At 33.4% G+C, this 24,950-nt stretch carries 29 protein-coding genes; 15 read left to right on the top strand and 14 right to left on the bottom strand.

Annotated elements, in window-relative coordinates; all coding sequences use genetic code 11:
* Nucleotides 1–146 precede the first annotated feature (146 nt).
* From VP395_RS06105 to rimM, 3 genes are all read left to right on the top strand, one after another.
* Nucleotides 147–1,208, top strand: coding sequence for a lactonase family protein (locus VP395_RS06105; protein WP_346240861.1), 1,062 nt, complete (start codon nt 147–149; stop codon nt 1,206–1,208).
* A 95-nt stretch (nt 1,209–1,303) separates the two neighbouring features.
* Nucleotides 1,304–1,846 carry a 30S ribosomal protein S16 gene (locus VP395_RS06110; RefSeq protein ID WP_346240862.1) on the top strand — a complete coding sequence of 181 codons (543 nt, stop codon included), beginning with the start codon at nt 1,304–1,306 and terminating at the stop codon, nt 1,844–1,846.
* Between the two features lie 140 nt (nt 1,847–1,986).
* Nucleotides 1,987–2,511, top strand: a complete 525-nt coding sequence (rimM, locus tag VP395_RS06115; protein WP_346240863.1) for a ribosome maturation factor RimM — start codon at nt 1,987–1,989, stop codon at nt 2,509–2,511.
* Between the two features lie 75 nt (nt 2,512–2,586).
* Here the strand turns inward: rimM and VP395_RS06120 are convergent, their stop codons facing one another.
* Nucleotides 2,587–3,132, bottom strand: a complete 546-nt coding sequence (locus VP395_RS06120; RefSeq protein WP_346240864.1) for a DUF2383 domain-containing protein — start codon at nt 3,130–3,132, stop codon at nt 2,587–2,589.
* An 86-nt stretch (nt 3,133–3,218) separates the two neighbouring features.
* Between VP395_RS06120 and VP395_RS06125 the strand changes: the two genes are divergently transcribed.
* The 5 genes from VP395_RS06125 (at nt 3,219) to VP395_RS06145 (ending at nt 7,506) form a co-directional block, all read left to right on the top strand.
* Nucleotides 3,219–3,935: a tRNA1(Val) (adenine(37)-N6)-methyltransferase gene (locus tag VP395_RS06125; RefSeq protein WP_346240865.1), complete on the top strand. Its 717-nt coding sequence runs from the start codon at nt 3,219–3,221 to the stop codon at nt 3,933–3,935.
* 113 nt (nt 3,936–4,048) lie between these two features.
* The gene (locus VP395_RS06130) at nt 4,049–5,227 is read left to right on the top strand and encodes an acyl-CoA dehydrogenase family protein (protein ID WP_346240866.1); all 1,179 of its coding nucleotides are present in this window, start codon (nt 4,049–4,051) and stop codon (nt 5,225–5,227) included.
* A 74-nt stretch (nt 5,228–5,301) separates the two neighbouring features.
* Nucleotides 5,302–6,060, top strand: coding sequence for an SGNH/GDSL hydrolase family protein (locus tag VP395_RS06135; protein ID WP_346240867.1), 759 nt, complete (start codon nt 5,302–5,304; stop codon nt 6,058–6,060).
* Nucleotides 6,061–6,088: 28 nt separating this feature from the next.
* Nucleotides 6,089–6,985 (top strand): metallophosphoesterase family protein, encoded by an 897-nt coding sequence (locus tag VP395_RS06140; RefSeq protein WP_346240868.1) that lies wholly within the window; start codon nt 6,089–6,091, stop codon nt 6,983–6,985.
* A gap of 56 nt (nt 6,986–7,041) precedes the next feature.
* Nucleotides 7,042–7,506 (top strand): hypothetical protein, encoded by a 465-nt coding sequence (locus tag VP395_RS06145; protein WP_346240869.1) that lies wholly within the window; start codon nt 7,042–7,044, stop codon nt 7,504–7,506.
* A gap of 184 nt (nt 7,507–7,690) precedes the next feature.
* On the opposite strand, the gene VP395_RS06150 is transcribed toward VP395_RS06145, so the two are convergent.
* From VP395_RS06150 to trmB, 7 genes are all read right to left on the bottom strand, one after another.
* Nucleotides 7,691–8,479, bottom strand: a complete 789-nt coding sequence (locus VP395_RS06150) for a DUF4393 domain-containing protein (RefSeq protein WP_346240870.1) — start codon at nt 8,477–8,479, stop codon at nt 7,691–7,693.
* Between the two features lie 298 nt (nt 8,480–8,777).
* Complete coding sequence (locus tag VP395_RS06155) at nt 8,778–9,110, bottom strand: 2Fe-2S iron-sulfur cluster-binding family protein (RefSeq protein WP_346240871.1); 333 nt, start codon at nt 9,108–9,110, stop codon at nt 8,778–8,780.
* Between the two features lie 106 nt (nt 9,111–9,216).
* On the bottom strand, nt 9,217–9,462 hold the full coding sequence (locus tag VP395_RS06160) for a NifU family protein (RefSeq protein WP_346240872.1): 246 nt from the start codon (nt 9,460–9,462) through the stop codon (nt 9,217–9,219).
* Nucleotides 9,463–10,602, bottom strand: coding sequence for an Mrp/NBP35 family ATP-binding protein (locus tag VP395_RS06165; RefSeq protein WP_346240873.1), 1,140 nt, complete (start codon nt 10,600–10,602; stop codon nt 9,463–9,465). It abuts the gene before it with no gap.
* Nucleotides 10,603–10,746: 144 nt separating this feature from the next.
* The gene (locus VP395_RS06170) at nt 10,747–11,076 is read right to left on the bottom strand and encodes an MGMT family protein (protein WP_346240874.1); all 330 of its coding nucleotides are present in this window, start codon (nt 11,074–11,076) and stop codon (nt 10,747–10,749) included.
* Between the two features lie 3 nt (nt 11,077–11,079).
* Nucleotides 11,080–11,709, bottom strand: coding sequence for a LysE family transporter (locus VP395_RS06175; RefSeq protein ID WP_346240876.1), 630 nt, complete (start codon nt 11,707–11,709; stop codon nt 11,080–11,082).
* A gap of 2 nt (nt 11,710–11,711) precedes the next feature.
* On the bottom strand, nt 11,712–12,386 hold the full coding sequence (trmB, locus tag VP395_RS06180) for a tRNA (guanosine(46)-N7)-methyltransferase TrmB (RefSeq protein WP_346241010.1): 675 nt from the start codon (nt 12,384–12,386) through the stop codon (nt 11,712–11,714).
* A gap of 244 nt (nt 12,387–12,630) precedes the next feature.
* On the opposite strand from trmB, the gene VP395_RS06185 reads away from it, so the two are divergent.
* Entirely contained in the window at nt 12,631–13,677 is a 1,047-nt protein-coding gene (locus VP395_RS06185; protein ID WP_346240877.1) for a glycosyltransferase, read from the top strand.
* On the opposite strand, the gene VP395_RS06190 is transcribed toward VP395_RS06185, so the two are convergent.
* Entirely contained in the window at nt 13,660–14,703 is a 1,044-nt protein-coding gene (locus tag VP395_RS06190; RefSeq protein ID WP_346240878.1) for a sensor histidine kinase, read from the bottom strand. The two genes, VP395_RS06185 and VP395_RS06190, sit on opposite strands and share 18 nt — an antisense overlap.
* Complete coding sequence (locus VP395_RS06195; RefSeq protein WP_346240879.1) at nt 14,703–15,383, bottom strand: response regulator transcription factor; 681 nt, start codon at nt 15,381–15,383, stop codon at nt 14,703–14,705. The genes VP395_RS06190 and VP395_RS06195 overlap by 1 nt, the downstream gene beginning before the upstream one ends.
* A gap of 198 nt (nt 15,384–15,581) precedes the next feature.
* Between VP395_RS06195 and VP395_RS06200 the strand changes: the two genes are divergently transcribed.
* The 4 genes from VP395_RS06200 to VP395_RS06215 all read left to right on the top strand — a co-directional run bounded on the left by VP395_RS06200 (nt 15,582) and on the right by VP395_RS06215 (nt 19,020).
* Nucleotides 15,582–15,923 (top strand): T9SS type A sorting domain-containing protein, encoded by a 342-nt coding sequence (locus tag VP395_RS06200; protein ID WP_346240880.1) that lies wholly within the window; start codon nt 15,582–15,584, stop codon nt 15,921–15,923.
* 184 nt (nt 15,924–16,107) lie between these two features.
* Nucleotides 16,108–17,391 carry a T9SS type A sorting domain-containing protein gene (locus VP395_RS06205; RefSeq protein ID WP_346240881.1) on the top strand — a complete coding sequence of 428 codons (1,284 nt, stop codon included), beginning with the start codon at nt 16,108–16,110 and terminating at the stop codon, nt 17,389–17,391.
* A 73-nt stretch (nt 17,392–17,464) separates the two neighbouring features.
* A complete protein-coding gene (locus VP395_RS06210) occupies nt 17,465–18,445 on the top strand; it encodes a LuxE/PaaK family acyltransferase (protein ID WP_346240882.1) in 981 nt (326 codons plus the stop codon).
* A gap of 128 nt (nt 18,446–18,573) precedes the next feature.
* Nucleotides 18,574–19,020 carry a YHS domain-containing (seleno)protein gene (locus VP395_RS06215; protein ID WP_346240883.1) on the top strand — a complete coding sequence of 149 codons (447 nt, stop codon included), beginning with the start codon at nt 18,574–18,576 and terminating at the stop codon, nt 19,018–19,020.
* Between the two features lie 129 nt (nt 19,021–19,149).
* Here VP395_RS06215 and tyrS read toward each other — a convergent pair whose 3' ends face one another.
* The gene (gene tyrS / locus VP395_RS06220) at nt 19,150–20,445 is read right to left on the bottom strand and encodes a tyrosine--tRNA ligase (protein ID WP_346240884.1); all 1,296 of its coding nucleotides are present in this window, start codon (nt 20,443–20,445) and stop codon (nt 19,150–19,152) included.
* A 66-nt stretch (nt 20,446–20,511) separates the two neighbouring features.
* Between tyrS and VP395_RS06225 the strand changes: the two genes are divergently transcribed.
* Nucleotides 20,512–21,594, top strand: a complete 1,083-nt coding sequence (locus VP395_RS06225) for an NAD-dependent epimerase/dehydratase family protein (RefSeq protein WP_346240886.1) — start codon at nt 20,512–20,514, stop codon at nt 21,592–21,594.
* Here the strand turns inward: VP395_RS06225 and VP395_RS06230 are convergent.
* Genes VP395_RS06230 through VP395_RS06240 form a run of 3 tightly spaced genes read right to left on the bottom strand, consistent with a single transcriptional unit; the run spans nt 21,554 to nt 24,164 of the window.
* Nucleotides 21,554–22,087: a DUF4296 domain-containing protein gene (locus VP395_RS06230; protein WP_346240887.1), complete on the bottom strand. Its 534-nt coding sequence runs from the start codon at nt 22,085–22,087 to the stop codon at nt 21,554–21,556. The genes VP395_RS06225 and VP395_RS06230 overlap by 41 nt on opposite strands.
* Nucleotides 22,084–23,433, bottom strand: a complete 1,350-nt coding sequence (locus VP395_RS06235) for a dihydroorotase (RefSeq protein WP_346240888.1) — start codon at nt 23,431–23,433, stop codon at nt 22,084–22,086. Before VP395_RS06235 ends, VP395_RS06230 begins: the two co-directional genes overlap by 4 nt.
* A gap of 8 nt (nt 23,434–23,441) precedes the next feature.
* Entirely contained in the window at nt 23,442–24,164 is a 723-nt protein-coding gene (locus tag VP395_RS06240) for a polyprenol monophosphomannose synthase (protein WP_346240889.1), read from the bottom strand.
* A 121-nt stretch (nt 24,165–24,285) separates the two neighbouring features.
* Between VP395_RS06240 and VP395_RS06245 the strand changes: the two genes are divergently transcribed.
* Complete coding sequence (locus VP395_RS06245; RefSeq protein ID WP_346240890.1) at nt 24,286–24,933, top strand: DUF4271 domain-containing protein; 648 nt, start codon at nt 24,286–24,288, stop codon at nt 24,931–24,933.
* Nucleotides 24,934–24,950: the final 17 nt, after the last annotated feature.

Here is a 24,950-nt window from a genome sequence, read left to right on the forward strand (position 1 = left end):
AATATCAAACGAAGATTATAAAAATACAGAATTATATCACTTTTAAAAGTTAAAGTTATAAAGAGTTTTAAACAAAAACCAAATACCTATTTGCCAAATAAAATTCATTTAAAAAGTCTATTTTTGAATCTATCAAATGAAACACCATGAAAATCAAACTCTTTTTTCTAAGCTTTTCTATCTGTTTTCTAATTAGTAAGGCGCAAAATATCCCCATGTACGTTGGCACCTATACCGATGGGTTTAGCGAAGGCATTTATAAATTTGACTTCAACCTTAAAACCGGAGGACTTAGCAATCTGCAATTAGCAATAGCTACCGAAAACCCTTCATTCATCGCATATGCACCAAATAAAAAATATTTATACGCCGTAAGCGAAAGTTTAGGAGGCACGGTTTCTTCTTTTAAAATCCAAGAAAATGGCCTGTTGAAATTTCTAAACAAAGTAAGCAGCAATGGTACCGGACCTTGCCATATTTCGTTAAACAAACAAGGAAACAAAGCAGTAGTTTCCAATTATCGCGGTGGCAGTGCGGCTGTTTATAACATTTCAAGAGATGGAAAACTTAATGATGCTTCTCAAGTTTTTGAATATAATACCACAGACAAAGTATCGCACGCACATTCGGCACAATTTTTTAAAGACGAATTATACATAGCCGACTTGGGCATGAATACAGTGTATCACTACAAACTAAAAAACAATAATTACGAATTAACCACAACTTCTATTTTTAAAACTACCGAAAACCCTGGCCCAAGGCATTTTGCTTTAACAAGAAACGGGCAATTTATTTATATTATTAATGAACTTAGCGGTTCGATAACTTCGGTTAAAAAAACAGATTCTGGTTTTGAACAAATTGACTTCGATTCCACTTTAGAAGACACGTACGAAGGAAAAAATGCTTGTGCCGATATTCATTTATCTAAAAACGAACTTTATTTATACGGTTCTAACCGTGGTGAAAATTCCATTGCGGTTTTTAAAAGAAACAAATTTGATGGTACTATTGAAAAAATTCAAACCATGCCCGTTCATGGCGACTGGCCCAGAAACTTTACGCTGGACCCCTCTGGAAAATTCTTACTGGTCGCCAATCAAAAAAGTCAAAATATCACCATTTTTAGCATCGATGCCTCCACTGGAACACTTACTTTTTTACACGACGTAAAAGCACCAAGACCCGTTTGCTTATTGTTTTAAGAAAAGCGCAATTATTAATTGTTAATTATTAATTATTAATTATCTTTGCGCCCTCATTAATAACCGAGGTCGAGAACCTCAAATAATTAATTATTATGCCAGTAAAAATTAGATTACAAAGACATGGTAAAAAAGGGAAACCTTTTTACTGGATTGTTGCAGCCGATGTACGATCAAAAAGAGATGGTAAATACCTTGAAAAATTAGGAATTTACAACCCAAACACAAACCCAGCAACTATAGATTTAAATGTTGATGGTGCTGTACAATGGTTACAAAACGGTGCGCAACCAACCGACACAGCTAAAGCTATTTTATCTTACAAAGGTGCTTTACTAAAAAATCACCTTGCAGGTGGTGTTAGAAAAGGCGCTTTAACAGAAGAACAAGCTGAAGCTAAATTTACTGCTTGGTTAGAAGAAAAAGCAGGTAAAGTTGGTGCTAAAACTGATGGTTTAGCAAAAGCTCAAGCTGAAGCAAAAGCTACGGCGTTAAAAGCTGAAAAAGCTGCTAACGAAGCTCGTATTGCTGCCGCTGCTCCTGTTGTTGAAGAAGAAGCTACTGAAGAAGTTGTGGCAGAAGAAACAGCTACAGAAGAAGCTCCTGCTGCTGAAGTAGAAGCAAAAGAAGAAGAATAAAAAATATATTTTTTATACTTTTAAACTCCGGTACATGTATCGGAGTTTTTTGTATCTATAAATGTCATAACGAGCGCAGTCGAGATGCCATTAATTTAAGTATAATAGTTCTCGACTGCGCTCGAACAGACCAATAAATCATGAAAAAAGAAGATTGTTTTTACTTAGGAAAAATTGTAACAAAATATAGTTTTAAAGGCGAACTTTTAATCAAGTTGGATACCGACCAGCCTGAATTATATGAAAATTTGGATGCCATGTTTATTGATGTTCGCAATACGTTAATTCCTTTTTTTATTGAAAGTTCGCAGCTTCATAAATCTGATTTACTGCGTGTACAATTCGAGGATGTTAACAATGAAGCCGATGCCGATGCCTTAATAAAAAGCGACGTGTATTTGCCGTTAGAATTTTTACCAAAACTAGAAGGCAACAAATTCTATTTTCATGAAGTTATTGGTTTTACAGTTGAAGATGTTAATTATGGCACCGTAGGCACCATAGTAAGCATTAACGATTCTACCGCCCAAGCGTTGTTTGAAATAGAAAATGATGGCAGAGAAATTCTTATTCCTATGAATGATGAATTTATTGAAAAAGTAGATAGAAAAAACAACACCATTTTTGTTAAAACACCGGAAGGATTAATTGATTTGTACTTATAATTCTTTTCAGGATTCTTTATAAAAACAAAGGCTCATTTTATTAGAATGAGCCTTTGTTATTTAGTTATGTTTGTATTACACAACAAATTCTTCTTGTCGCTTCATAGCATTCATATTACCATAAATACTATCGCGTTGTTTAACCAACAGTTTACATGTAGATAGTGGCAAATTAATTTCCCTTAATAATTCGTTGTATTTTTCAATGCTCAATCTTTTTAAGCTATAAACTTCTTCCATTAAGTCATCTTCCAAATTCAAAAGTATATAATCCCTAAAGTTTGTAAAAACGCTATCGAAACTTCTACTTAAACCATCAAATTTCTTAGGTTTGCCATCTAACTTTTTTAGTTCCGCTCTTAACTGTCTACCAAATTCATTTCTCTCAAAACCTCTTTCTCTAAAAAATGCTTTTAAATTATCATCAGTAGCTAAATCAAGAGCTTTTAAATAAACTTTTTCAACCTCATAATTCATAATTAACAAATTATTAAGCTTACTTAAAATTTTTTCTGAAGACTTCATATAAATAATCTTTAGTTTAGCACTTTCAATAAATTCTTTTAAGATGCGTATTGTTTCACATCTATCCTGCAATATTAATAACGTAAATAATGCCATTTTATTTTTTAACACAGTTTAGCATATATTGTGGCATTTTACACACTTTTTCAACCTTAATTTCTTAATTTTTTAACACAACATGCATGTCTAACAAACCATTTAAATTTAAACAATTCGAAATTCAACAAGATAAATGCGCCATGAAAATTGGTACAGACGGTGTGCTTCTAGGAGCTTGGACCTACATACAAAACAATCCTTATTCGGTTTTAGATATTGGTGCAGGAACAGGCGTTATTTCTCTTATGCTTGCACAACGCTGTAATGCCGAACTTATTGATGCCATTGAAATTGATGACGATGCCTACGAACAATGTGTCGATAATTTTGAAGCATCTCCTTGGGGCGATAGACTGTTTTGTTACCATGCTGCTTTGGAAGAATTTGTTGATGAAATTGAAGATACTTACGACTTGATTATATGCAACCCACCTTTTTATTCAGAAGATTATAAATCAGAAAACCAAAAACGCGATTTAGCCCGATTTAGTGACGCCATGCCTTTTGAACATTTAATAGAAAGTGTTTCCAAATTATTGTCTGAAGATGGTGTTTTTTCAGTAATCATCCCTTTTAAGGAAGAAGGTGAATTTATTAAAATAGCCCAAAACTTCAATTTATTTTCAAATAGAATCTTGCACGTAAAAGGAAACCCAACTTCAGAAATTAAACGAAGTTTAATTGAATTTTCTTTTACTGAAAACCCCATAATTAAAGACACGCTAATTATTGAAACAGAACGACACGATTACACTGAAGATTATATAAACCTGACCAAAGATTTCTATTTAAAAATGTGATTGAATACTGAGAATTAATTAAATTTGAGGAATTACAATGATAAATTCTTAAAAAAACATAGGTTTTACTAAGTATTTTATTTTTAAGAAGTCATGAAATTCAAAATTACTAGATGAAATCAGATTTATTTGAAGCACCAGATTATTACAACCTGGACGAGTTACTTTCCGAAGAGCAAAAATTAGTCCGAAATGCTGCCCGAACATGGGTAAAACGAGAAGTCTCTCCCATAATTGAAGATTATGCACAAAAAGCTGAATTCCCCATGCAAATCATTAATGGGTTGGCAGAAATTGGTGCTTTTGGACCTTACATACCTGTAGAATATGGCGGCGCAGGTTTAGACCAAATTAGTTATGGCTTGATTATGCAGGAAATTGAACGGGGCGATTCGGGTGTTCGCAGTACCGCTTCAGTACAATCAAGCTTGGTTATGTATCCTATTTGGAAATACGGCACAGAAGCACAGCGCAAAAAATATCTACCAAAATTAGCCACAGGAGAATGGATGGGCTGCTTTGGTTTAACGGAACCCGACCACGGCAGTAACCCAAGTGGTATGGTTACCAACTTTAAAGATATGGGCAACCATTATTTATTGAATGGTGCCAAAATGTGGATTAGCAATGCCCCTTTTGCACAAGTAGCCGTAGTTTGGGCAAAAGATGAAGCAGGAAAAATTCATGGTTTACTTGTAGAACGAGGTATGAAAGGCTTTACCACACCAGAAACACACAATAAATGGTCGCTTCGAGCATCTGCAACGGGTGAACTTATTTTTGACAATGTAAAAGTACCCAAAGAAAATTTATTGCCTAACAAATCTGGTTTGGGAGCACCTTTAGGCTGCCTAGACTCGGCACGTTATGGCATAGCTTGGGGCGCTATTGGGGCGGCTATGGATTGTTATGATACCGCCTTACGCTACAGTAAGGAACGCATACAATTTGGTAAACCCATTGGTCAGTTTCAACTGCAACAAAAAAAATTAGCGGAAATGATTACCGAAATTACCAAAGCGCAATTACTCACATGGCGACTTGGGGTATTACGCAATGAAAATAAGGCAACCTCAGCACAAATATCGATGGCAAAACGCAATAATGTAGATATGGCGATAAACATTGCCCGAGAAGCTAGACAAGTTTTGGGAGGTATGGGAATAACAGGTGAATACTCCATCATGCGCCATTCTATGAATTTGGAGAGTGTTATTACTTACGAAGGCACGCACGATATTCATTTACTCATTACAGGTTTGGATATCACAGGATTGAATGCTTTTAAATAGAAAATATTTTAGACTTTAAGCCTTTTATAAAAACTTTTGAATCTATTCTTCGTAAGCTTTACTAAATGAAAATTATGATCAAAATTCGAGTTTTATTATGTTTAGCAGTCATGTTTAGTTGTTCTAAAAGTGATATGGTTATAGCCCAACAACTTGATGGTAGTCCAGAACCCCAGGTTCCTCAAGAGCAAAACAAACCAAACCAGGACACTACCAATCAAACAAATCATTTTAAAATTTTGGCTTTGGGCGATAGTTACACTATTGGGCAAAGTGTATGTGCTACCTGTAGGTTTCCAGAGCAATTAAAAGACAGTTTAAAAAACAATTTAGAAAATAGTGATATTTCCTTAGAAATTATTGCACAAACAGGATGGACCACAACCAAACTTAAAGAGGCAATTAGTAACAAAAATCCATCTAATGATTACGATTTAGTAACCTTATTAATTGGTGTTAACAATCAATATCAACAAAAGGATTTTAGTCTTTACGAAACTGAATTTCCAGAGCTTTTAAATAAAGCCATTACTTTAGCATATGATAATCCTAAAAAAGTTATCGTTATCTCTATTCCAGATTATGCTTACACACCTTTTGGACAATCAAGATCGAACCCATCAACCATTTCCAGCGAATTGGATGCTTATAATACATTTGCTAAAAGTCATTCAGCTGATAGGAACGTGACTTTTATTAACATTACCAATATAACTCGAGAAGGCTTAAACAACCCCTTTTTAGTAGCTTCAGATGGATTACATCCATCGCAATTAGCCTACACCAAATTTGTAGAACGCTTGCTTCCTGTATCTATTGAAAAGTTAAACTAAGTTTATTACTTTAGTTAAAACTTTTCCAATGTCATCAAAATCCAGATTAGACAACGCTTATAAAAAAGCTAAAATCATCAACTTTGATGATTCTAGTAAATTTATATTATTCAGTGATTGCCATAGGGGCGACAATAGTTTTGCTGACGATTTTGCTAACAACAGAAACATCTATTTTCATGCCTTAAAGCATTATTATGCAGAAGGTTTTCAGTATTGTGAAATAGGTGATGGCGATGAACTTTGGGAAAACCTCTCGTTTGAACCCATTTTTGAAGCACATAAAAACGTGTACATGCTTCTGCGGGAATTCCACAGAGAAAACAAACTGCACATGATATGGGGAAACCACGACATGGTTTACAGAAACCCAAATTATGTAAAAAAACATTTATCTACTTATTTTGATAAAACTTTAGGTGTTGATGTTGACTTATTTCCTGGAATTGAGTACCATGAAGGTATTATTTTAAAAAATACAACTACTAACCAAGACCTGTTTTTAACCCACGGGCATCAAGCCGATTGGTGGAACTATTTGTTTTGGAAATGGAGTCGTTTTATGGTTAGAATACTCTGGAAACCTTTAAATGTCATGGGAATTGCCGACCCTACAAGCCCTGCAAAAAACTATAGCGAACTTATTAAAGTAGAACGTCGAACCAAAAAATGGATTATAGAAAACAACAATTTAGTTACTATTATTGGGCATACCCACCGCCCACGTTTTCCAGAACCTGGAGATATTGCATTTTTTAACGATGGTAGTTGTGTACACCCAAGAAGCATTACGGGCATTGAAATTGTAAACGGTGAAATTTCGTTAATTAAATGGCATATAGACACGAATGATGATGGCGTGCTGCAAATTGTAAGAGTACTTTTGGAAGGCCCCAGAAAATTGATTGATTACAAAATAAGTTAGCCACTAACCTGCGCAACCAAATGGGTGTTTTTGCATCTAAAAAGAAAACAAATGCTATGAAAAAATTGATTTTCACTTTTCTGTCTTTCCTTTTAATTTTTGGTTGCAGCTCCAATAATGAGGTGGTATTACATGAAGATGATTATTTGATTTTTGGGCATTTTTACGGGTTTTGCCTTGGGGAAAGTTGCATTGAAACTTTTAAATTAACCAGTGATAAACTATATGAAGATTCTAACGACCAATACTCGCATGAGTCTTTTAATTTTGAAGCATTAGATGATGATAAATTTGAAGATGTGAAAGATTTGGTTGATTATTTTCCAACAAAGTTATTAGTGGAAAAAGAAACTGTGTTAGGTTGTCCTGATTGTGCCGATGGTGGCGGGATTTTTATTGAATATTCTAAAAACGGTATGATAAAACGCTGGAATATTGACCAAATGAAAGGTAATGTACCAAGTTATTTACATGCTTTTATGGATAAGGTTAACGAAAAAATAGACCTTATTAATAAGTAATAAACCCCGCCTACGAATGTATAAGCACCCCCAATGTGTTCACTTTTACGGTTTACCCATACAATAAATTAACTTAGTAGAAAAAGTGAATTTAAAGAAAGTTAGACTTTTTTATTTAATATTTGAGTTTTTGCAATAATTTACTTGTATTCTATTTGTTATATATGCATGTTATGCAACGTTTTTAACGGCAGGCACTTAAAAATTGCTTCCCATATTCGTTTATATACAATATACTTTCGGTAGTAGTTATTTGTAATTCCGTTTGTGGTTTAGCGATTTGGTATTGATTTAAAATATCATTTAAATATTTGTGACTTTTCAATTCACTATATCCATCTTTTCCATTAGTTCTATCGTAAAGTAATTCGACCAGTCCAAATTTGCTTAATCTTACAATACTTGAAGATATATCAAAAATATCATAACCTGATATCGTCCAACCTAAAAACCATTCAGGCGTCGCGTCAATAAAGTTTTTTCCTTTTCCTTTTAATGAAATATTCGGATTAATAACTTTCTGATAGCCTTTTTTAACAGATAGTTTATCAAAAACTTTGGCATCTAAACTATTCATTTGTTTTATTAATTCGACAAATGAAGGATGTACTTTTTTATCTTTTGTTGAATCCATTGAGTTAGCCAATAAATTAAGATACATTTCTCTCAATGTTTCGTTTTGAGCCGTATAAGTTAATGCTTGCATTAATGGGACCGCTATTTCTAGGTCAGGTGTTTTCCTGTTTTCCTCTGGTATCTTTTCAAACCTTTTGCTAATTCCTTCTTCAATGATTTGTTCAATTTTTTCCCAACTCCATAAAAATGCTCGAACTGGTGAAAGTAAAGCCTTGACACCTCTTCCTGCTACACTTCCAATTTCTTGAGTGGCTGGCTTTGCTAAATCTTTATAAACTTCAGGAGCTAATTTAGAAGCTTCATCAATAATTTTCCCTGTTGATTCTGGGTCTAACATATTTTTTTGTTTGGTTATGAAATGTTGCACAACTCGTTATATAACAACTTTTATGTTTCATATCCCGTAAATATAAAATTTATTTCTGTAAAAAAATACGCTAAACTTTAATATGGTAATACTACTAAAACTTAACTTGTTTTACGGTAGGTTGCGTTAGGGATAGCAGTGGAAAGCCCACAGCGAGGCAGGAGTGCGGACTTGTAACGTATAGCCCGACCCTTGTGGTGACGCCCAAATTGTTTAAATAAAATTTAAGCTATTCTATTGAGGAGATTCCTGCTTTCGCAGCAATGTGTTAACTTTCGGGAGCTAGTTCTACTTCTAGTCCGTTCATATCTGGAGTCATTTGAATTTGGCAACCCAAACGGCTATTGTCTTTTACATCAAAAGCTTCAGAAAGCATAGCTTCTTCATCATCGCTCATTTCTGGCAACGCGGTATCACTTAAAACATAGCATTGGCAGGATGCACACATGGCCATACCACCACAAATACCTATAGTACCTTCTGGAGCCAACTCGTAACTACGAACTACTTCCATTAAATTCATTGCCATATCTGTAGGAGCTACTACTTCGTGCGTAACACCATTTCTATCTGTAATTTTTATTGTAATATCCTGTTCCATGATTGTAATTTATATTGCTACAATTATATTGCACAATGCATGCCAAAAAAGCACTGCAAAAGTAATACTAAAAATGAATTTTGAATTTATTAAAAAGATTCTTTTTTTAAGATTGAATATTAAGAACACGTTCTATTTGTGGTGCATACTTTTTTATAGTCATTTCAACACCCGATTTTAACGTCATTTGATTAACACTGCACCCTACGCAAGCACCTTCCAATTGCACTCTTACTAAAGTGTCATTTTCTTCAATTGACAATAAAGAAATATCCCCACCATCACTTTGTAAAAAAGGGCGAATTTCATCTAGTGCTTTCTCAACATTTAATCTAACTTCTTCTGTAGTCATTTATTTCTTTTTTACTGCTGAACACCCAGCCATGGTTGTAATTTTTATTGCTTCGGTTGGTGGTAAATTTTCGTTACGGTTTACTACTTCCTGCACTACATTTTGTGTAAGTGTTTCAAAAGCTTGCTCTAAAGGTGTTGCGGTTTGTAACGCCACCGGTCTGCCCACATCGCCTGCTTCGCGAATACTTTGTACCAAAGGTATTTCACCCAAAAAAGGTACTTGTAAATCTTCTGCTAAATTTTTAGCGCCTTCTTTACCAAAGATATAGTATTTATTGTCAGGCAACTCAGCAGGTGTAAAGTATGCCATATTTTCTATAATTCCTAATACGGGCACATCAATACTTTCTTGTTGAAACATAGCGACCCCTTTTTTTGCGTCTGCCAAAGCAACATTTTGTGGTGTGCTTACTACAACTGCGCCAGTAATTGGTAAAGATTGCATAATGCTTAAGTGAATATCTCCCGTTCCTGGAGGCAAATCAATTAGCATGAAATCTAATTCACCCCAATGGGCATCAAAAATCATTTGATTTAATGCTTTTGCAGCCATAGGTCCACGCCAAACCACTGCTTGATTTGGTTGTGTAAAAAACCCGATAGACAGCACTTTTACACCATAATTTTCAACAGGCTTCATTTTAGATTTTCCTTCAATATTTACAGCTAAAGGTCTTTCAGCCTCTACATCAAACATTATAGGAATAGATGGCCCATAAATATCTGCATCTAAAACACCTACTTTAAAGCCCATTTTAGCTAAAGTTACTGCTAAATTGGACGTTACCGTAGATTTCCCTACACCTCCTTTTCCTGAGGCAACAGCAACAATATTTTTAATACCAGGGATAGGGTTTCCTTTTATAACATTTACTTTTGGTTTTACGGGCGCATCAACTTTTACGTTAATGGTTATTTTAGCTTTTTCGTAAACCTGCTCGTGTATTGTTTTTAAAATATCGACTTCGGTACGCTTTTTTGCCTGTAAACTGGGGTTTTTTATAGTAATATCTACAATAACCTCATCGCCAAAAGTTACTACATTGGTTACAGCACCGCTCTCCACCATATTTTGTCCTTCGCCAACTACTGTTATAGATTCTAATGCTTTAAGTATGTCTTGTTTATTGAGCTTCATTACACTATTTAGATTTATTCTAAGTCGCAAAGATACTGTGAATTATTTAAAATTTAAAGCGATTGAATTGAAATGATTGATGCTTATATTTGGTTTGCTTATAAATGGCAAATAATTATAATTATTTGATAAATTAGGAAATAATTACAATTCCTTTGAAGGATTCCAAAACACTTTTTCGAAATCCTGAATTTGGTTTTCAACTACTTTAACACCTTCGCTTTCTAAAAGCTGTTGCATTAAGCTTGTCCCATCGAAATGATGCTTGCCTGTTAATAAGCCCTTTCTGTTCACTACGCGGTGAGCTGGCACATCTTTAGCTACCGAGCCATTCATAGCATAACCAACCATACGCGCACTTCTTGCAGCTCCTAAATAATTAGCAATAGCTCCATAACTTGTAACCCTCCCGTATGGAATAAGCCTAGCAACTTGGTAAACCTTATCAAAAAAGTTTAAAGTCTCTGCTTGCATATATTACATTTCTTTGATGATATTGATTAATGTGATAATTGAAATTACTCCCGTTATTCCTCCTATTAAATAATTCATACTTTTTTGTGAAGAAATTGACTTGTCCTTAATTTTATCAAAAAAGAAAATATACACATAAAGCATTACAAACGTACCCATGGCAGCTCCTGCCACATACGATATGATACTTATTTGACTGAAATCCAACCAACCAATTGAAGCTAGAGTAATGGTCATGTAAGCTTGATATGGAATAGGAAACACATTAATCCCCGATAAGAAAATACCCTGAAAAAACCGACTGTGCTTACTCCTCATACGAGGCTCTGCAACTTGTGGCGGTTGCTCTTTGGCAATGAGTAAAAAATAGATTGTAATAAGAACAAAAATCACAAACGCAACGCGCTGAAGGATATCTATAACTTCTAAATGATTACTTAAATACCTAGCAAAAATAGCGGCCAAATAGGTTTGAACTATAACAATAACACAAACACCTACAGAGAACACAACCCCTCTAACATGTCCTTCTTTCAAGCTTATTTTAGCTGCGGTCATATTTAACAAACCTGGCGGAATAACACCAATAAAAGCTACAATTAATCCTAAAAAAAAGATAAAAGTTATATCCACAACTATTTAATTTTAAACCGAATATACGTAATTGGTTTGTTTTGTTCTAAATATTGCGATTCGTAAAAGGTTTGAATACTTGTAACTTCCTCCGGACTCCCTTCTTGTTTGTACACATTATGGTTTGCATATAGTACGTCATGCCCAGCACCATGCAACAGCCCAAGTGTATAGCCATGCATAAACTCGCTATCGGTTTTTAGGTTAACAACTCCATCTTCTTTTAAAATGGTTTTATAGCGCTTTAAAAACTCAGCATTCGTCATACGGTGTTTGGTGCGTTTATATTTTATTTGAGGATCTGGAAAGGTAATCCATATTTCATCAACTTCATTTTTTCCAAAAGCATGGTCAATAAGTTCTATTTGTGTTCGTAAAAAAGCTACGTTTGAAATATTGTCTTCTACCGCTGTTTTTGCTCCTCTCCAAAAACGAGCACCTTTTATATCAATACCTATAAAGTTTTTATTGGGATATTTTTTTGCCAGTGCTACCGAATACTCGCCTTTACCACAACCCAGTTCTAAAACCAGTGGATTGTTGTTTTTAAATACCGCTGTATTCCAGTTTCCTTTTAAAACATATTCATTATTAACCAACTCATCTCTTGTTGGCTGGTACACATTCCCAAACGTTTCGTTTTCTCTAAATCTTCTTAGTTTATTTTTACTTCCCACAGACTGCTTTATATAATAATTTGGTAAAATTAAGGAAATATACCTAAGCATTTATATGCTTATCTTTGAATTTACTTAAAAGTTGCGTTAGGATTGAAGCGGCATCCTTTTTAAAACAAGATTAGGAAGAAACATTGTAATTCTATTTTTTTTAGATTATTTAAGGACTTCACTTTTTGCAATAGCTGTTTTAAAAAGATATAGCGTAAAGCCCGACCCTTGTGGTAACGCCATAATTTAAACTATGAAAAAACGTATTTTAGTAGCACCTTTAAATTGGGGCCTGGGGCACGCCACCCGATGTATTCCTATTATAAATGCATTACTAATACATGGTTTTGAACCTGTGGTTGCTAGTGATGGCGTTGCACTTACGCTGTTGCAAAAGGAGTTTCCTACCCTATCTTCAATTGAATTACCGCCCTATGATGTTACCTATACCAAAAACGGCAAATTCTTAAAATTAAAACTGATTACAAATTCGCCTAAATTGCTAAATGCTATTAAATCCGAAAAAAAAACTACTGAAAATATTATTGAAAGCAATAATATTTCGGGGATTATTTCCGATAATCGACTGGGAGTTTACAGTAAAAAAGTGCCTTCGGTATTTATTACGCACCAATTGAACGTTTTAAGCGGAAGCACTACTTGGTTCAGCACTAAAATTCATGAAAAGTTTATAAAAAGGTTTGATGTATGTTGGGTTCCTGATGTTGAAGCTGACACTAATTTAAGCGGAAAGTTAGGACATCCTGATGCTTTTCAAATTCCAACAACCTATATTGGCCCTTTAAGTAGGTTTGAAAAACGTTATACAAATATTGTAAACGACCTTATGGTTTTATTGTCTGGTCCTGAACCTCAACGGACTTTGCTTGAAAATAAACTTCTAAGCGAATTAAAAAGCTACCCAAACAAAGTGGTTTTTGTAAAAGGGGTTATGGAAAAAGAACAAACCATACAAGTAATTGGCAACATAACCGTTTATAATTTTATGACAACGAGCTTATTAGAAAAAACCATTAACGAAAGTGCTGTAATTATATCTCGGTCTGGCTATACAACGGTTATGGACTTGGCTAAACTTAATAAAAAGGCTTTTTTTATACCAACTCCCGGCCAATTTGAACAAGAATATTTAGCTAAACAACTTACAGAATTAAACCTGATACCCAGTTGCACCCAGCAAGCATTTACTTTAGAGAAATTAAACGAAATAAATGATTTTACAGGATTAAAATCATTTAAATACGAAACCGATTTTAAAGAATTATTTAGCCTTTTCTAAAGTAAATGAAAACTCACTACCAACGCCAAATTCACTTTCTACATATATTTTCTCTTGGTGTGCTTCAATAATATGCTTCACTATAGAAAGCCCTAAACCAGAACCGCCTTCTTTTCGCGAACCACTTTTATCGACTCTATAAAAACGTTCAAATATACGTGATAAATTTTTTTTCTCTATACCCTCCCCATTATCTGTAACCCTTACAATAACTTTGTTCTTTATAAGGTTTTCTATACTTACTTCTGTAGTACCTTTTTCTCTTCCATATTTTATAGAGTTTACAATAAGGTTTGCCAATACTTGTTGTATACGTTCTTTATCGGCATTTACTAAAATAGGCGTAAAATAATCAGCATCAAACGTAAGTGTAATTCGTTTTTTTGAGGCTTTCATTTCGAGCATCTCAAACACACTTTTTACTAATTCCACTATATTAAATACCTCCTGGTTTAAACTTAAATCACCAACTTCTAACTTGGTTATCATATCTAAATCTTTCACTATATAGCCTAACCTTTCTACACCTTTACTCGCTCTTTCTAAATATTTATCTCTAAGGTTTTTATCTTCCATAGCTCCGTCAAGCAATGTTAAAATATAGCCTTGTACGGTAAATAAAGGTGTTTTTAATTCGTGTGATACGTTACCTAAAAATTCTTTTCTGTATTGCTCCCTAACCTTAAGCGATTCTATTTCAATTTTTTTATCGCGTGCAAATTTATCTATTTCTTCCGTTAAGGTTTTCATATCGGTAGTTATGGTACCTTTGGTCATGCTTGTTGATTCTAAAAGTGTTAAATCATCATATATTTTTTTTACACGTTTATAAATAAACCGCTCAACACTAAATTGAATAACAACAAAAGAAAACAAGTAGGTGCTAAAAGCAAGTAACAGTATGAACTTTGTATTAAAAGAATAAAATGCATATAAAAAAACACTCGTAAAGAGCGTTACATAAATAGTTATATAAAGCGATGTATTTATCGCAAACTTATATGATTTTTTAAATTTTGGTTGCATTAATCTACAAACTTATAGCCAACTCCTTTTATGGTTTTAAAGCTATCATCTCCTATTTTTTCGCGTAGTTTACGAATGTGCACATCTATGGTTCTACCTCCAACGACAACTTCATTACCCCAAACGTTATCAAGAATTTCATCGCGCTTAAAAACTTTCCCAGGCTTTGATGCCAATAAAGATAGTAATTCAAATTCTTTTCTTGGTAAAATAATTTCTTTTCCTTTTGAAGTAATTTTATACTCGTCCCTATTTATTTCTAAGCTTCCTATTTTAAATGAATCGGCAACATCTTCTTCTTTAAAACGTCTTAAAAGCGCTTTTACTTTACTTACCAATACTTTTGGTTTTATTGGTTTGGTAATATAGTCATCGGCGCCTGCATCAAAACCTGCTACTTGTGAATAATCCTCACCTCTAGCAGTAAGAAATACGATAAGTGTATTTTGTAAATCTGGGTTTTTTCTGATGAGTTCACAAGCTTCAATACCATCCATTTCTGGCATCATAACATCTAAAATAATTAGATTGGGAAGTTCCTTTTTTGCTTTTTTAACGCCCTCACTGCCATTTTCAGCAGTAATTATTTGATATCCTTCGTTTGATAAATTATAACCAACTATTTCTAAAATATCTGGCTCATCATCTACTAATAATATTTTAATGTCTCTTTTTTTCATTTTTAAAACGAATAAAACTCTTTTTTAAGTAAAGATAAAACTAATAACAAGAATTTATTGATAATCTACGATTAATAACATTAAGATAACAAACACATTACAGTAATTTAAACTTTCGTTAAAACACATATATCTTTAACACTTTTTTGGCATCAATTTTGTAGTAATTCAGTAACTTTACAGCGTTTGTTAGAACCTATGAAAAAAAACTACTTTTTAACTTTATTTTTTGCCTTAGCATTTTTTACAACCTTCTTGGGGTTTGGTCAAAATAGTGCTAACACAATTTTTATTCAACAAGACATAGAAGACTTATCCATTTATCCTAACCCTGTTAGTAACGGAAAAACATTTATATATATTACATCTAAACTAAATTTAACCAAGAAAATCGAGTTTTACGATGTTTTAGGAAAGCAAATTTTCAGTACTGTTTTAACAGGAAAAGAGTTAAATATTTCAAATTTAAGCAAAGGTGTTTATGTACTAAGAATTACAGAGGGCAACTTTAGCGAGACTAGAAAACTAGTGATAAAATAATAAAACTCACATTCTCAATAAATTATAAAGCATTTTTTTAAAGCGCTACTTTTTTGGTAGCGCTTTTTTGTTTATAAATACTACAAATGGTTCTTAAGCCAATAAAACTGCATTTTATGGTTATTATCGTACAAACCTGTTCAATTATCTTTATCTTGAATTCTTAACAAACAACCAACCAATTATGAAAAAACTTTACATTTTATTTTTTGCAATTTTAATTTCCGGACTTTCCTTTGGACAAACACCAACACTTAAAATATCCGGTAACGATGCTCCTGCTAATGGAAGCACAATCATAGATGACCCAGAAACAGCAGAGCCTAATAACGCAACCATTGATTTTGAAACTACATTTTTTACCGTTGGTGAACCAGGAACTAGTACTCAAGGCAACGGCTATATCATTTGGGAAGTTAGGGATGTAAGCGACAATAGTTTAGTTGATAGTGGCAATATTTACACAGCAAATGACTTGGTAGAATACCCTGTAACGGGGTTAGCTACTGGAAAAACCTATTTCTTAAGATCTGAATTAGTTGACAATACTGCAACTCCACTTACTCCTGACCCCGTAGTGTATTCACTCACCATTACTATATCTCAATATATAGACGTCACCAATTTAGCTTCGCTTAGAACAGGAACCGTTGACCCTAATACTTATTATCGCGTAACTGGTGAAGTCGTGAATACCTATACCAACAGCGGAAACACAGAGCAAATCATGTATTTCCAAGATGGATCAGCAGGAATTAAAGTTTTCGACCCAAATTATGAAGTGACTAGCTATGCCACTGGTGATGCTATTTCTAATATTCGAGGCCACTTAGAATTGGTTGACGGAGAGCTAGAGCTAGTCCCAACTTATGCAGATTGGGGAACTGCCACCACCAATGGAAATACACCTGCAGTTTCAACCGTTACAATTACCAACTTATTAGCCAATTTGGAAGATTACAAATCCGAATTAGTTAATATTAATTCGGTGACTTTTGCGGACGGAAATGGAACAAATACTTTTGCCTCTTTAACAGATTATAGTATAAGTGATGGAACTTCAATTATATTTAGAACTATTTTTGATAATGCTGACTATGTTGTTTCTTCATTCCCAATTCCGCAAGAAAGCCAAAATATTGTGGTGATTGTGTCGGTAGAAAATAGCACTGTTTTTGTAACCGCTAGAAGTTCAAGCGATATGACTTCAAGTCCACTTTCTTCTAATAATTTTGAAATAGAAGGCTTTAATATGTATCCTAACCCAACATCTTTAGGCTATGTAAACTTATCTAGCAAAAATAAATCTAATCTGGATGTAGCAATTTTTGATGTTCTAGGAAAACAAGTTTTAAAAAACACAGTTCGTAATAAGATATTAGACGTTTCAAAATTAAATTCGGGCATTTATATTATGAAAGTATATCAAGAGAATACCAGTATTACTAAAAAATTAGTAATAGAATAATTTAACTTACTTTATAAATTTTTAAAGCGTTACCGTTTGGTAGCGCTTTTTTATTTTATATACTTTTGCTATTATGATAAACACGAACGCTATTTTTAACATACAAACCGAAGAAGAGTTTGAAGATTTCGCATTAAAAATCTTTAAATTTCAGTTTGAAAACAATCGTGTTTACAGGTCGTTTTGCGATTTGTTATACAAACACCCAAGCGATGTAAAAACAATACAAGACATTCCATTTTTACCAATTCAATTTTTTAAAACACATGATGTCTTAAGCTCTAAAAAACCTATTCAAACTACTTTTACTAGCTCTGGAACTACAGGAAGCATGACAAGCAAACATCTGGTTACCGACTTAAAAATCTATGAAGAGAGCTTCAACAAAGCCTTTCAGCAATTTTATGGCCATATAGAAGATTATGTGGTTCTAGCATTGTTACCGTCTTATTTAGAGCGCGAAGGCTCATCTTTAATTTATATGGCTGATGCCTTGATTAAACAATCTAATCACCTAGAGAGCGGCTTTTATTTAAACGATCTGTCCGATTTAAAAAACAAATTAACAAGCTTAGATTCCGAAGGAAAAAAAATACTGCTTATAGGTGTTTCTTTCGCTTTATTAGATTTAGTTGAAACTCACCAATTCAACCTAAAGCATACCATTATAATGGAAACAGGCGGCATGAAAGGACGCAGAAAAGAGTTGATTAGAGAAGAGCTTCACCAACAATTAAAACAAGGTTTTGGAGCAGAAACAATTCATAGCGAATATGGCATGACCGAATTACTAAGTCAGGCATATTCTAAAGGCAATGGTATTTTTTACACCCCAAACTGGATGCGTATTTTAACCCGAGATACTGAAGATGCCTTGAGCATTCAACCCAAAGGTAAAGCGGGAGGTATTAATGTGATTGATTTAGCAAATATCAATTCTTGCTCTTTTATTGCCACTCAAGATTTAGGAAGAGTTAATAAAAACGGTTCTTTTGAAATTATTGGGCGTTTTGACAATTCTGATATCCGCGGCTGTAACCTTATGGTGCTGTAAGTTATAAACTGCTTCCCGACTTATTATAAAAATCACTTCATGAAACGAGCATGTTAAGAGCGTTATCACCCAAAGAAATAATTAATAGCGAACAGCATGTAACCATTAAAAAACAATAAAATAAGCACATGAAAAGTCTAATCACTATATTTTCACATTACGCATCTGTGTGCTTCTCACAAACTATTGACTATAATACTAAAAAAGGGCTTGCGGCAAATGGTTACGATGTGGTTGCTTATTTCAACAATCAAGCTATGGAAGGCAACAAAAATTTCATTGCTGAGTTTGATGGTATAAAGTATAAATTCGTTTCTAAAGAAAATCTAAATTTATTTAAGAAAACCCCTGAAACATACCTGCCACAATATGGCGGCTATTGTGCTTATGCCGTGGGTGCAAAAGGAGACAAAGTAAGCATAAACCCCGAAGTTTTTGAGATAAAGGATGGCAAACTCTACTTATTTTATAATGCTTGGGGCACAAATACTCTAGAATTATGGAAAAATGAAAATCCTGAAATATTAAGAAAAAAAGCTGATGAAAAGTGGAAACAAATAAAATTTAAAAAATAATTAATTTGCCATGTAAGTTTAAGCGATACCTTCCGACTAATGAACAAACTATGAAAAAGAATAATTAATTTTTTTTTTAGTTTGGTTGGTTAGTGAAAAGCCTGATTTCCCAATCAGGCTTTTTGTTTTTTAAACAATTCTTAAAATAAAATAGTTCTTTTTACCACGCTGCAGCAACACGAATTTTTCATTTATTAAATCTTTTGAAGTAATTCTATAATCGTCCTGTGCCTTTTCTTTATTTACCGAAATTGAGTTTTCTTTCAATGCTCTTCGAGCTTCACCGTTCGATTTTAAAAACCCTCCTTTTTCAGCCAAAGCAGCTATTATATCTAATCCAGATTCTATGTCGGCTCTTGCTATTTCAGTTAATGGCACACCTTCAAACACATCTAAAAATGTTTGCTCATTAAGCTTCTTTAAATCATTACCTGTTGAGTTTCCAAAAAGAATTTCACTGGCTTTAATGGCATTTTCTAAATCGTCTTTAGAGTGTACCATGGTTGTTATTTCCTCTGCCAAACGTTTTTGCAATACGCGCAAATGCGGTGCTACGTTATGTTCTTTAATTAAAGCATTAATTTCTTCTTCATTTAAAAATGTAAATATTTTTATATATTTTTCTGCATCAACATCACTAGTATTTAACCAATATTGGTAAAATTTGTAAGGCGATGTTCTTTCTGCATCTAACCACACATTGCCTCCTTCAGATTTTCCAAATTTAGAGCCGTCGGACTTTGTAATTAACGGACATGTAATAGCAAAGCCTTTTCCTCCTGAAATACGTCTTATTAATTCAGTTCCCGTAGTTATATTTCCCCATTGGTCGCTTCCACCCATTTGAATAGAGCAATCTTTTTCTTTATATAAATGAAGAAAATCGTAACCCTGTACTAATTGGTATGTAAATTCAGTAAAACTCATCCCTTCAGAATCATCAGATGAAATTCTGTTTTTAACCGAGTCTTTTGCCATCATGTAATTTACGGTAATGTGTTTACCTACATCCCGAATAAATTCTAGAAACGAAAAGGATTTCATCCAATCGTAATTGTTTACCAAAAGTGCTGCATTGGCTTCATTACTTTCAAAGTCTAAAAAATGTGCCAATTGATTTTTTATGGCTTCTTGATTATGCCTCAAGGTTTTTTCATCTAATAAATTACGCTCACTAGACTTCCCAGAAGGGTCTCCAATCATACCTGTTGCACCACCAACCAAAGCCACTGGTTTGTGACCACAACGTTGGTAATGCGCCAATAACATAATAGGCACTAAATTACCAATATGTAAAGAATCTGCAGTAGGATCGAACCCCACATAAGCACTTCGCATGCTTTCCATTAAATGTTCCTCTGCTCCTGGCATCACGGTATGAATCATACCTCTCCAAGTTAATTCTTCAACAAAATTCTTAATCATTATTTTTAAATTTTTATAAAACTAGGGCAAAGATAAAAATCAATGTATAATTCCTTTGTTTAAAAGTTGAAAGTTTTAAAGTTTAAAACAAACGATAACCAAAAACTATTGCCCAGACCAAATATTCACTATTTTAGTCGCATGATTTTAGTAACAGGAGGTACAGGTTTGGTGGGTTCGCATTTGCTTTACAGGCTTGTAAGTAATAACGAAAATGTTCGGGCTATTTATAGAAGTGAACGCAAAATAGAACAAGTAAAAAATGTTTTTGCTACGTATACAAGCAACTATGCATCACTTTTTGAAACTATTGAATGGGTACAAGCCGATATTTTAGATATTCCTGCTTTAACCGAAGCATTTAAAGATATTACTCATGTGTATCACTGTGCTGCTTTTGTATCTTTTGAACCTCACAAATACCCGCTTTTAAGAAAAACAAATATTGAAGGCACCGCCAATATTGTAAATTTTTGTATTTCAAATAACATTAAAAAACTTTGCCATGTTAGCTCGATTGCTACATTGGGAAAAACGCTTAATAATAACCCCATTACGGAAGAAACCATTTGGAATCCAGAAGACGACAATAACATTTACGCCATTACTAAATACGGGGCAGAAATGGAAGTTTGGCGTGGTACACAAGAAGGCTTAAACGCCGTAATTATAAATCCCGGGGTTATTTTAGGCGCCGGCATTTGGCACTTTGGCTCGGGCAGTTTATTCAAAAAAGCGCATAAAGGTTTAAAATATTACACATCCGGAACTATTGGACTTATTGCTGTTAACGATGTGGTAATTGTTATGACTCGATTAATGAAAAGCGATATCACCAACGAACGCTTTCTATTAGTTGCCGAAAACTGGACTTACAAACAATTTTTGCAAACTTTAGCACAATCTGTAAAAACAACACCTCCAAAAAAACTGGCGAATTCCTTTTTATTAAATATATCTTGGAAATTAGATTGGTTAAAATACCAATTAACTGGCAAAAAAAGACAATTAACAAAACACCTTACAAGCTCTTTAATGTCTAAAAAAAACTACAACAGCACCAAACTTAAAGCTGTATTAAGTTATAATTTTAAAGATATTAAGGAAACTATTTTAGAGATTGGCGATTTGTACTTGAAGCAGGATTAATTAAAATACCAGTATCTTCTTTAATTTTCTTTTTTAATAAATCTTCAGTTAAAGTATTCTTTTTCACAATTACACCTAATGAATCTTTAACTTCCAAGGCATTTATTGAATCTTTATCGCGCTTTTTCTGTTCCTTTTCTTCTTTTAACTTCTGTTCGTTTAAAACTTTTTTAAGCTTTTCTAAACTATCTGTAATGGTATTGTAAATTTCTTCGTAATCATTTATATGATAAGCATAATACTCGTTGCTTAAGGCAAATTGTAAACTATCTATGCCATATTTTTCAAAAACATAGCTTTCCAACGCAATACCATGCTCTTGCATTTTTTTTTTGTTAATAGTAGTAGCTGACCCCATTAATCTAGCATCAATCAAAATGTTAACCATGGTTTTTTTGGAAATCAAATTGCTTGGTTTTTTTGGCCCCCCAAAACTATTACAAGCTACAACAAGTAAAACAAGACTTAAACTAAGTATTAATCGTTTTATCATGACCTGTTAAAAGTTAATCTTTTAGCAGCCTTTACATCATTAAATTTAGAATTTTGATATACCAAACTACCATTTACAAAAGTATGGGTAATTCTTGACCTGAACGTGGTGCCTTCAAACGGCGACCAGCCACATTTGTATAAGATATTATCTTTGTTTACGGTCCATGGATTGTTTAAATCTACCAAAACCAAATCGGCAAAATAGCCTTCCTTAATATAACCACGCTTTTCAACCTGAAATAAAATAGCTGGGTTATGGCACATTTTTTCAACAATTTTTTCTATGGATATCTTACCTTTATGATGCATTTCTAACATAGCAGGCAAAGCATGTTGCACCAAAGGCCCCCCGGAAGGGGCTTTAGTATAAACGTTTTTCTTCTCTTCTAAAGTATGTGGAGCATGATCTGTAGCAATAACATCAATTCTATCATCTAGTAAGGCTTCCCATAATTGCGTTCTGTCTTCACCAGTTTTTACCGCAGGATTCCACTTTATAAGCGTTCCTTTTTTATCGTAATCTTCATCTGAAAACCACAAATGATGTATGCAAACTTCGGCAGTTATTTTTTTATCCTTTAAAGGAATTTTGTTACTAAATAAGTTTGTTTCTTTTCCTGTGGAAAGATGGAACACATGCAGTCTAGCTCCTGTTTTTTCGGCTAATTTAATAGCTTTAGAAGATGATAAATAACATGCTTCTTCGCTTCGAATTATAGGATGGTATTTTATAGGAATTTCATCCCCAAACTTATCTAAATGCTCTTGAAAATTCTTTTGTATAGTGGCCTCGTCTTCACAATGTACCGAAATAAGCAAGTTCGTGCTTTTAAAAATTTTCTCTAGCACTTTGGCATCATCAACCAACATGTTTCCTGTTGAAGACCCTAAAAACAATTTTAATCCAGCAACGCTATTGGCATCTACTTTTAAAATTTCTTCCAAATTATCGTTCGTGCCACCAAACATAAACGAATAGTTTGCCGATGATGTTTTAGAAGCTATTTCAAATTTCTCTTCTAATTTTTCAATAGTAGTTGTTTGCGGGTTGGTATTGGGCATCTCTATAAATGAGGTAATACCCCCTGCTATGGCTGCTTTACTTTCAGTTTCAATAGTAGCCTTTTGAGTTAACCCTGGCTCTCTAAAATGTACTTGATCATCAATTGCTCCTGGCAACAAATACTTTCCTTCTGCATCAATAACAAACACATCTGAAGATTTTGCACTAATTGAGTCGCTAACTTCTTTAATATATTCGCCTTCAATTAATATATCGCCATTAAAAATAGCCCCTTCGTTTACAATATGGGCATTTTTAATAAGTATTTTTTTTGGTTTCATAATGGTATCTACTTTTTGAATAGACTTTTTAATTTCATAGAAATAACCCCAAAAATAGCTTCAGATATTATTCCTGAACTTAATTTTGATTCCCCTAATGTTCTATCTGTAAAAATTACAGGCACTTCAGTTATTTTAAATCCTTTTAAATAAGCTTTAAATTTCATTTCAATTTGAAAGGCATAACCAATAAATTTAATTTTGTCTAAATTTATCGTTTCCAACACCTTACGTTTATAGCATACAAAGCCGGCTGTTGTATCGTGTATTTTCATACCAGTAATAACTCGCACATACCTAGATGCAAAATACGATATAAGCACCCGATTCATAGGCCAGTTAACCACATTAACACCAGTTACGTACCTCGAACCAATAGCTAACTCAGCACCTTCAACATGACATGCGTGATGCAACTTCACCAAATCCTTTGGGTCATGCGAAAAATCGGCATCCATTTCAAAAATATATTGATAATTTCTTTTCAAGCACCACTTAAATCCATGAATATAAGCCGTCCCCAACCCAGATTTCAACTTTCTAACTTCTAAAAACAACTTGTCAGGGAACTCTTTTTGGAGTTCCTTTACTTTTAAACCTGTTAAATCTGGCGAATTATCATCAACAACAAGAACATGAATAGCATCCGATTGAGAAAATACTGCTTTTATTATAGCCTCAATATTCTCTATTTCATTGTATGTGGGAATGATAACAATCGTATCAGTCATTCTTATATTTTAACGAAAATGGATTAATTTTTAGCAAATGTACATTATTAGCTGTTTATTTATTTTAAATATTCCTTAATAATTAAACCTTCTTCTGAAAAATTTATAATAATTTTACAATATGCTTAGGGATATTATATCAAACGATTTTTTTACTATCTTACTTGTGGTGGGAATGGCTCTTATTGCTACAGCAAAGTTAGCATCTCCCAAACGATTTAATGATTTTATTTCTGTTTTGGGAAACTCAAAATACCTTAAAATTTATTCGCGCGAACAGAAATTTTTCGACAAATTTGATGCTTTACTATTTGTTAACCTTATTATTTCAGTATCTCTTTTTTGCTTTATAAGCTTTAAATTTTTCACAAACACCAATACCATTTCGCCAGATACCATGTTTAAAATTTCTTTTGGTATTAGCGTATTTATTTTAATAAAAGTGTTTCTTGAACGGCTTATTGGCAGCCTTTTTGAAATGGATGCCATGATAGACCAGTACCTATTTCAAAAAATAAGTTACAAAAACTATTTGGGTCTTGTGCTTATACCCATTAACGCCTTGTTGCTGTTTAGTTTCAAACCCACATTAACTTTTTTTTATGTTAGTGTTATTTTATTGTTTATTGTAATCTTAATAGGACTCGTTACGTCTTTTAAAGCGCATCAAAGTTTAATAAAACACAACTTCTTTTATTTTATTTTATATCTTTGCGCACTTGAAATCGCACCGTGTATCATTTTGTACAAAGTAATCATTTCAAAATAGAAGAATTAACTACTTGC

This window comes from Mariniflexile soesokkakense, from assembly GCF_039650365.1.
Taxonomy (GTDB): Bacteria; Bacteroidota; Bacteroidia; order Flavobacteriales; family Flavobacteriaceae; genus Mariniflexile; species Mariniflexile soesokkakense.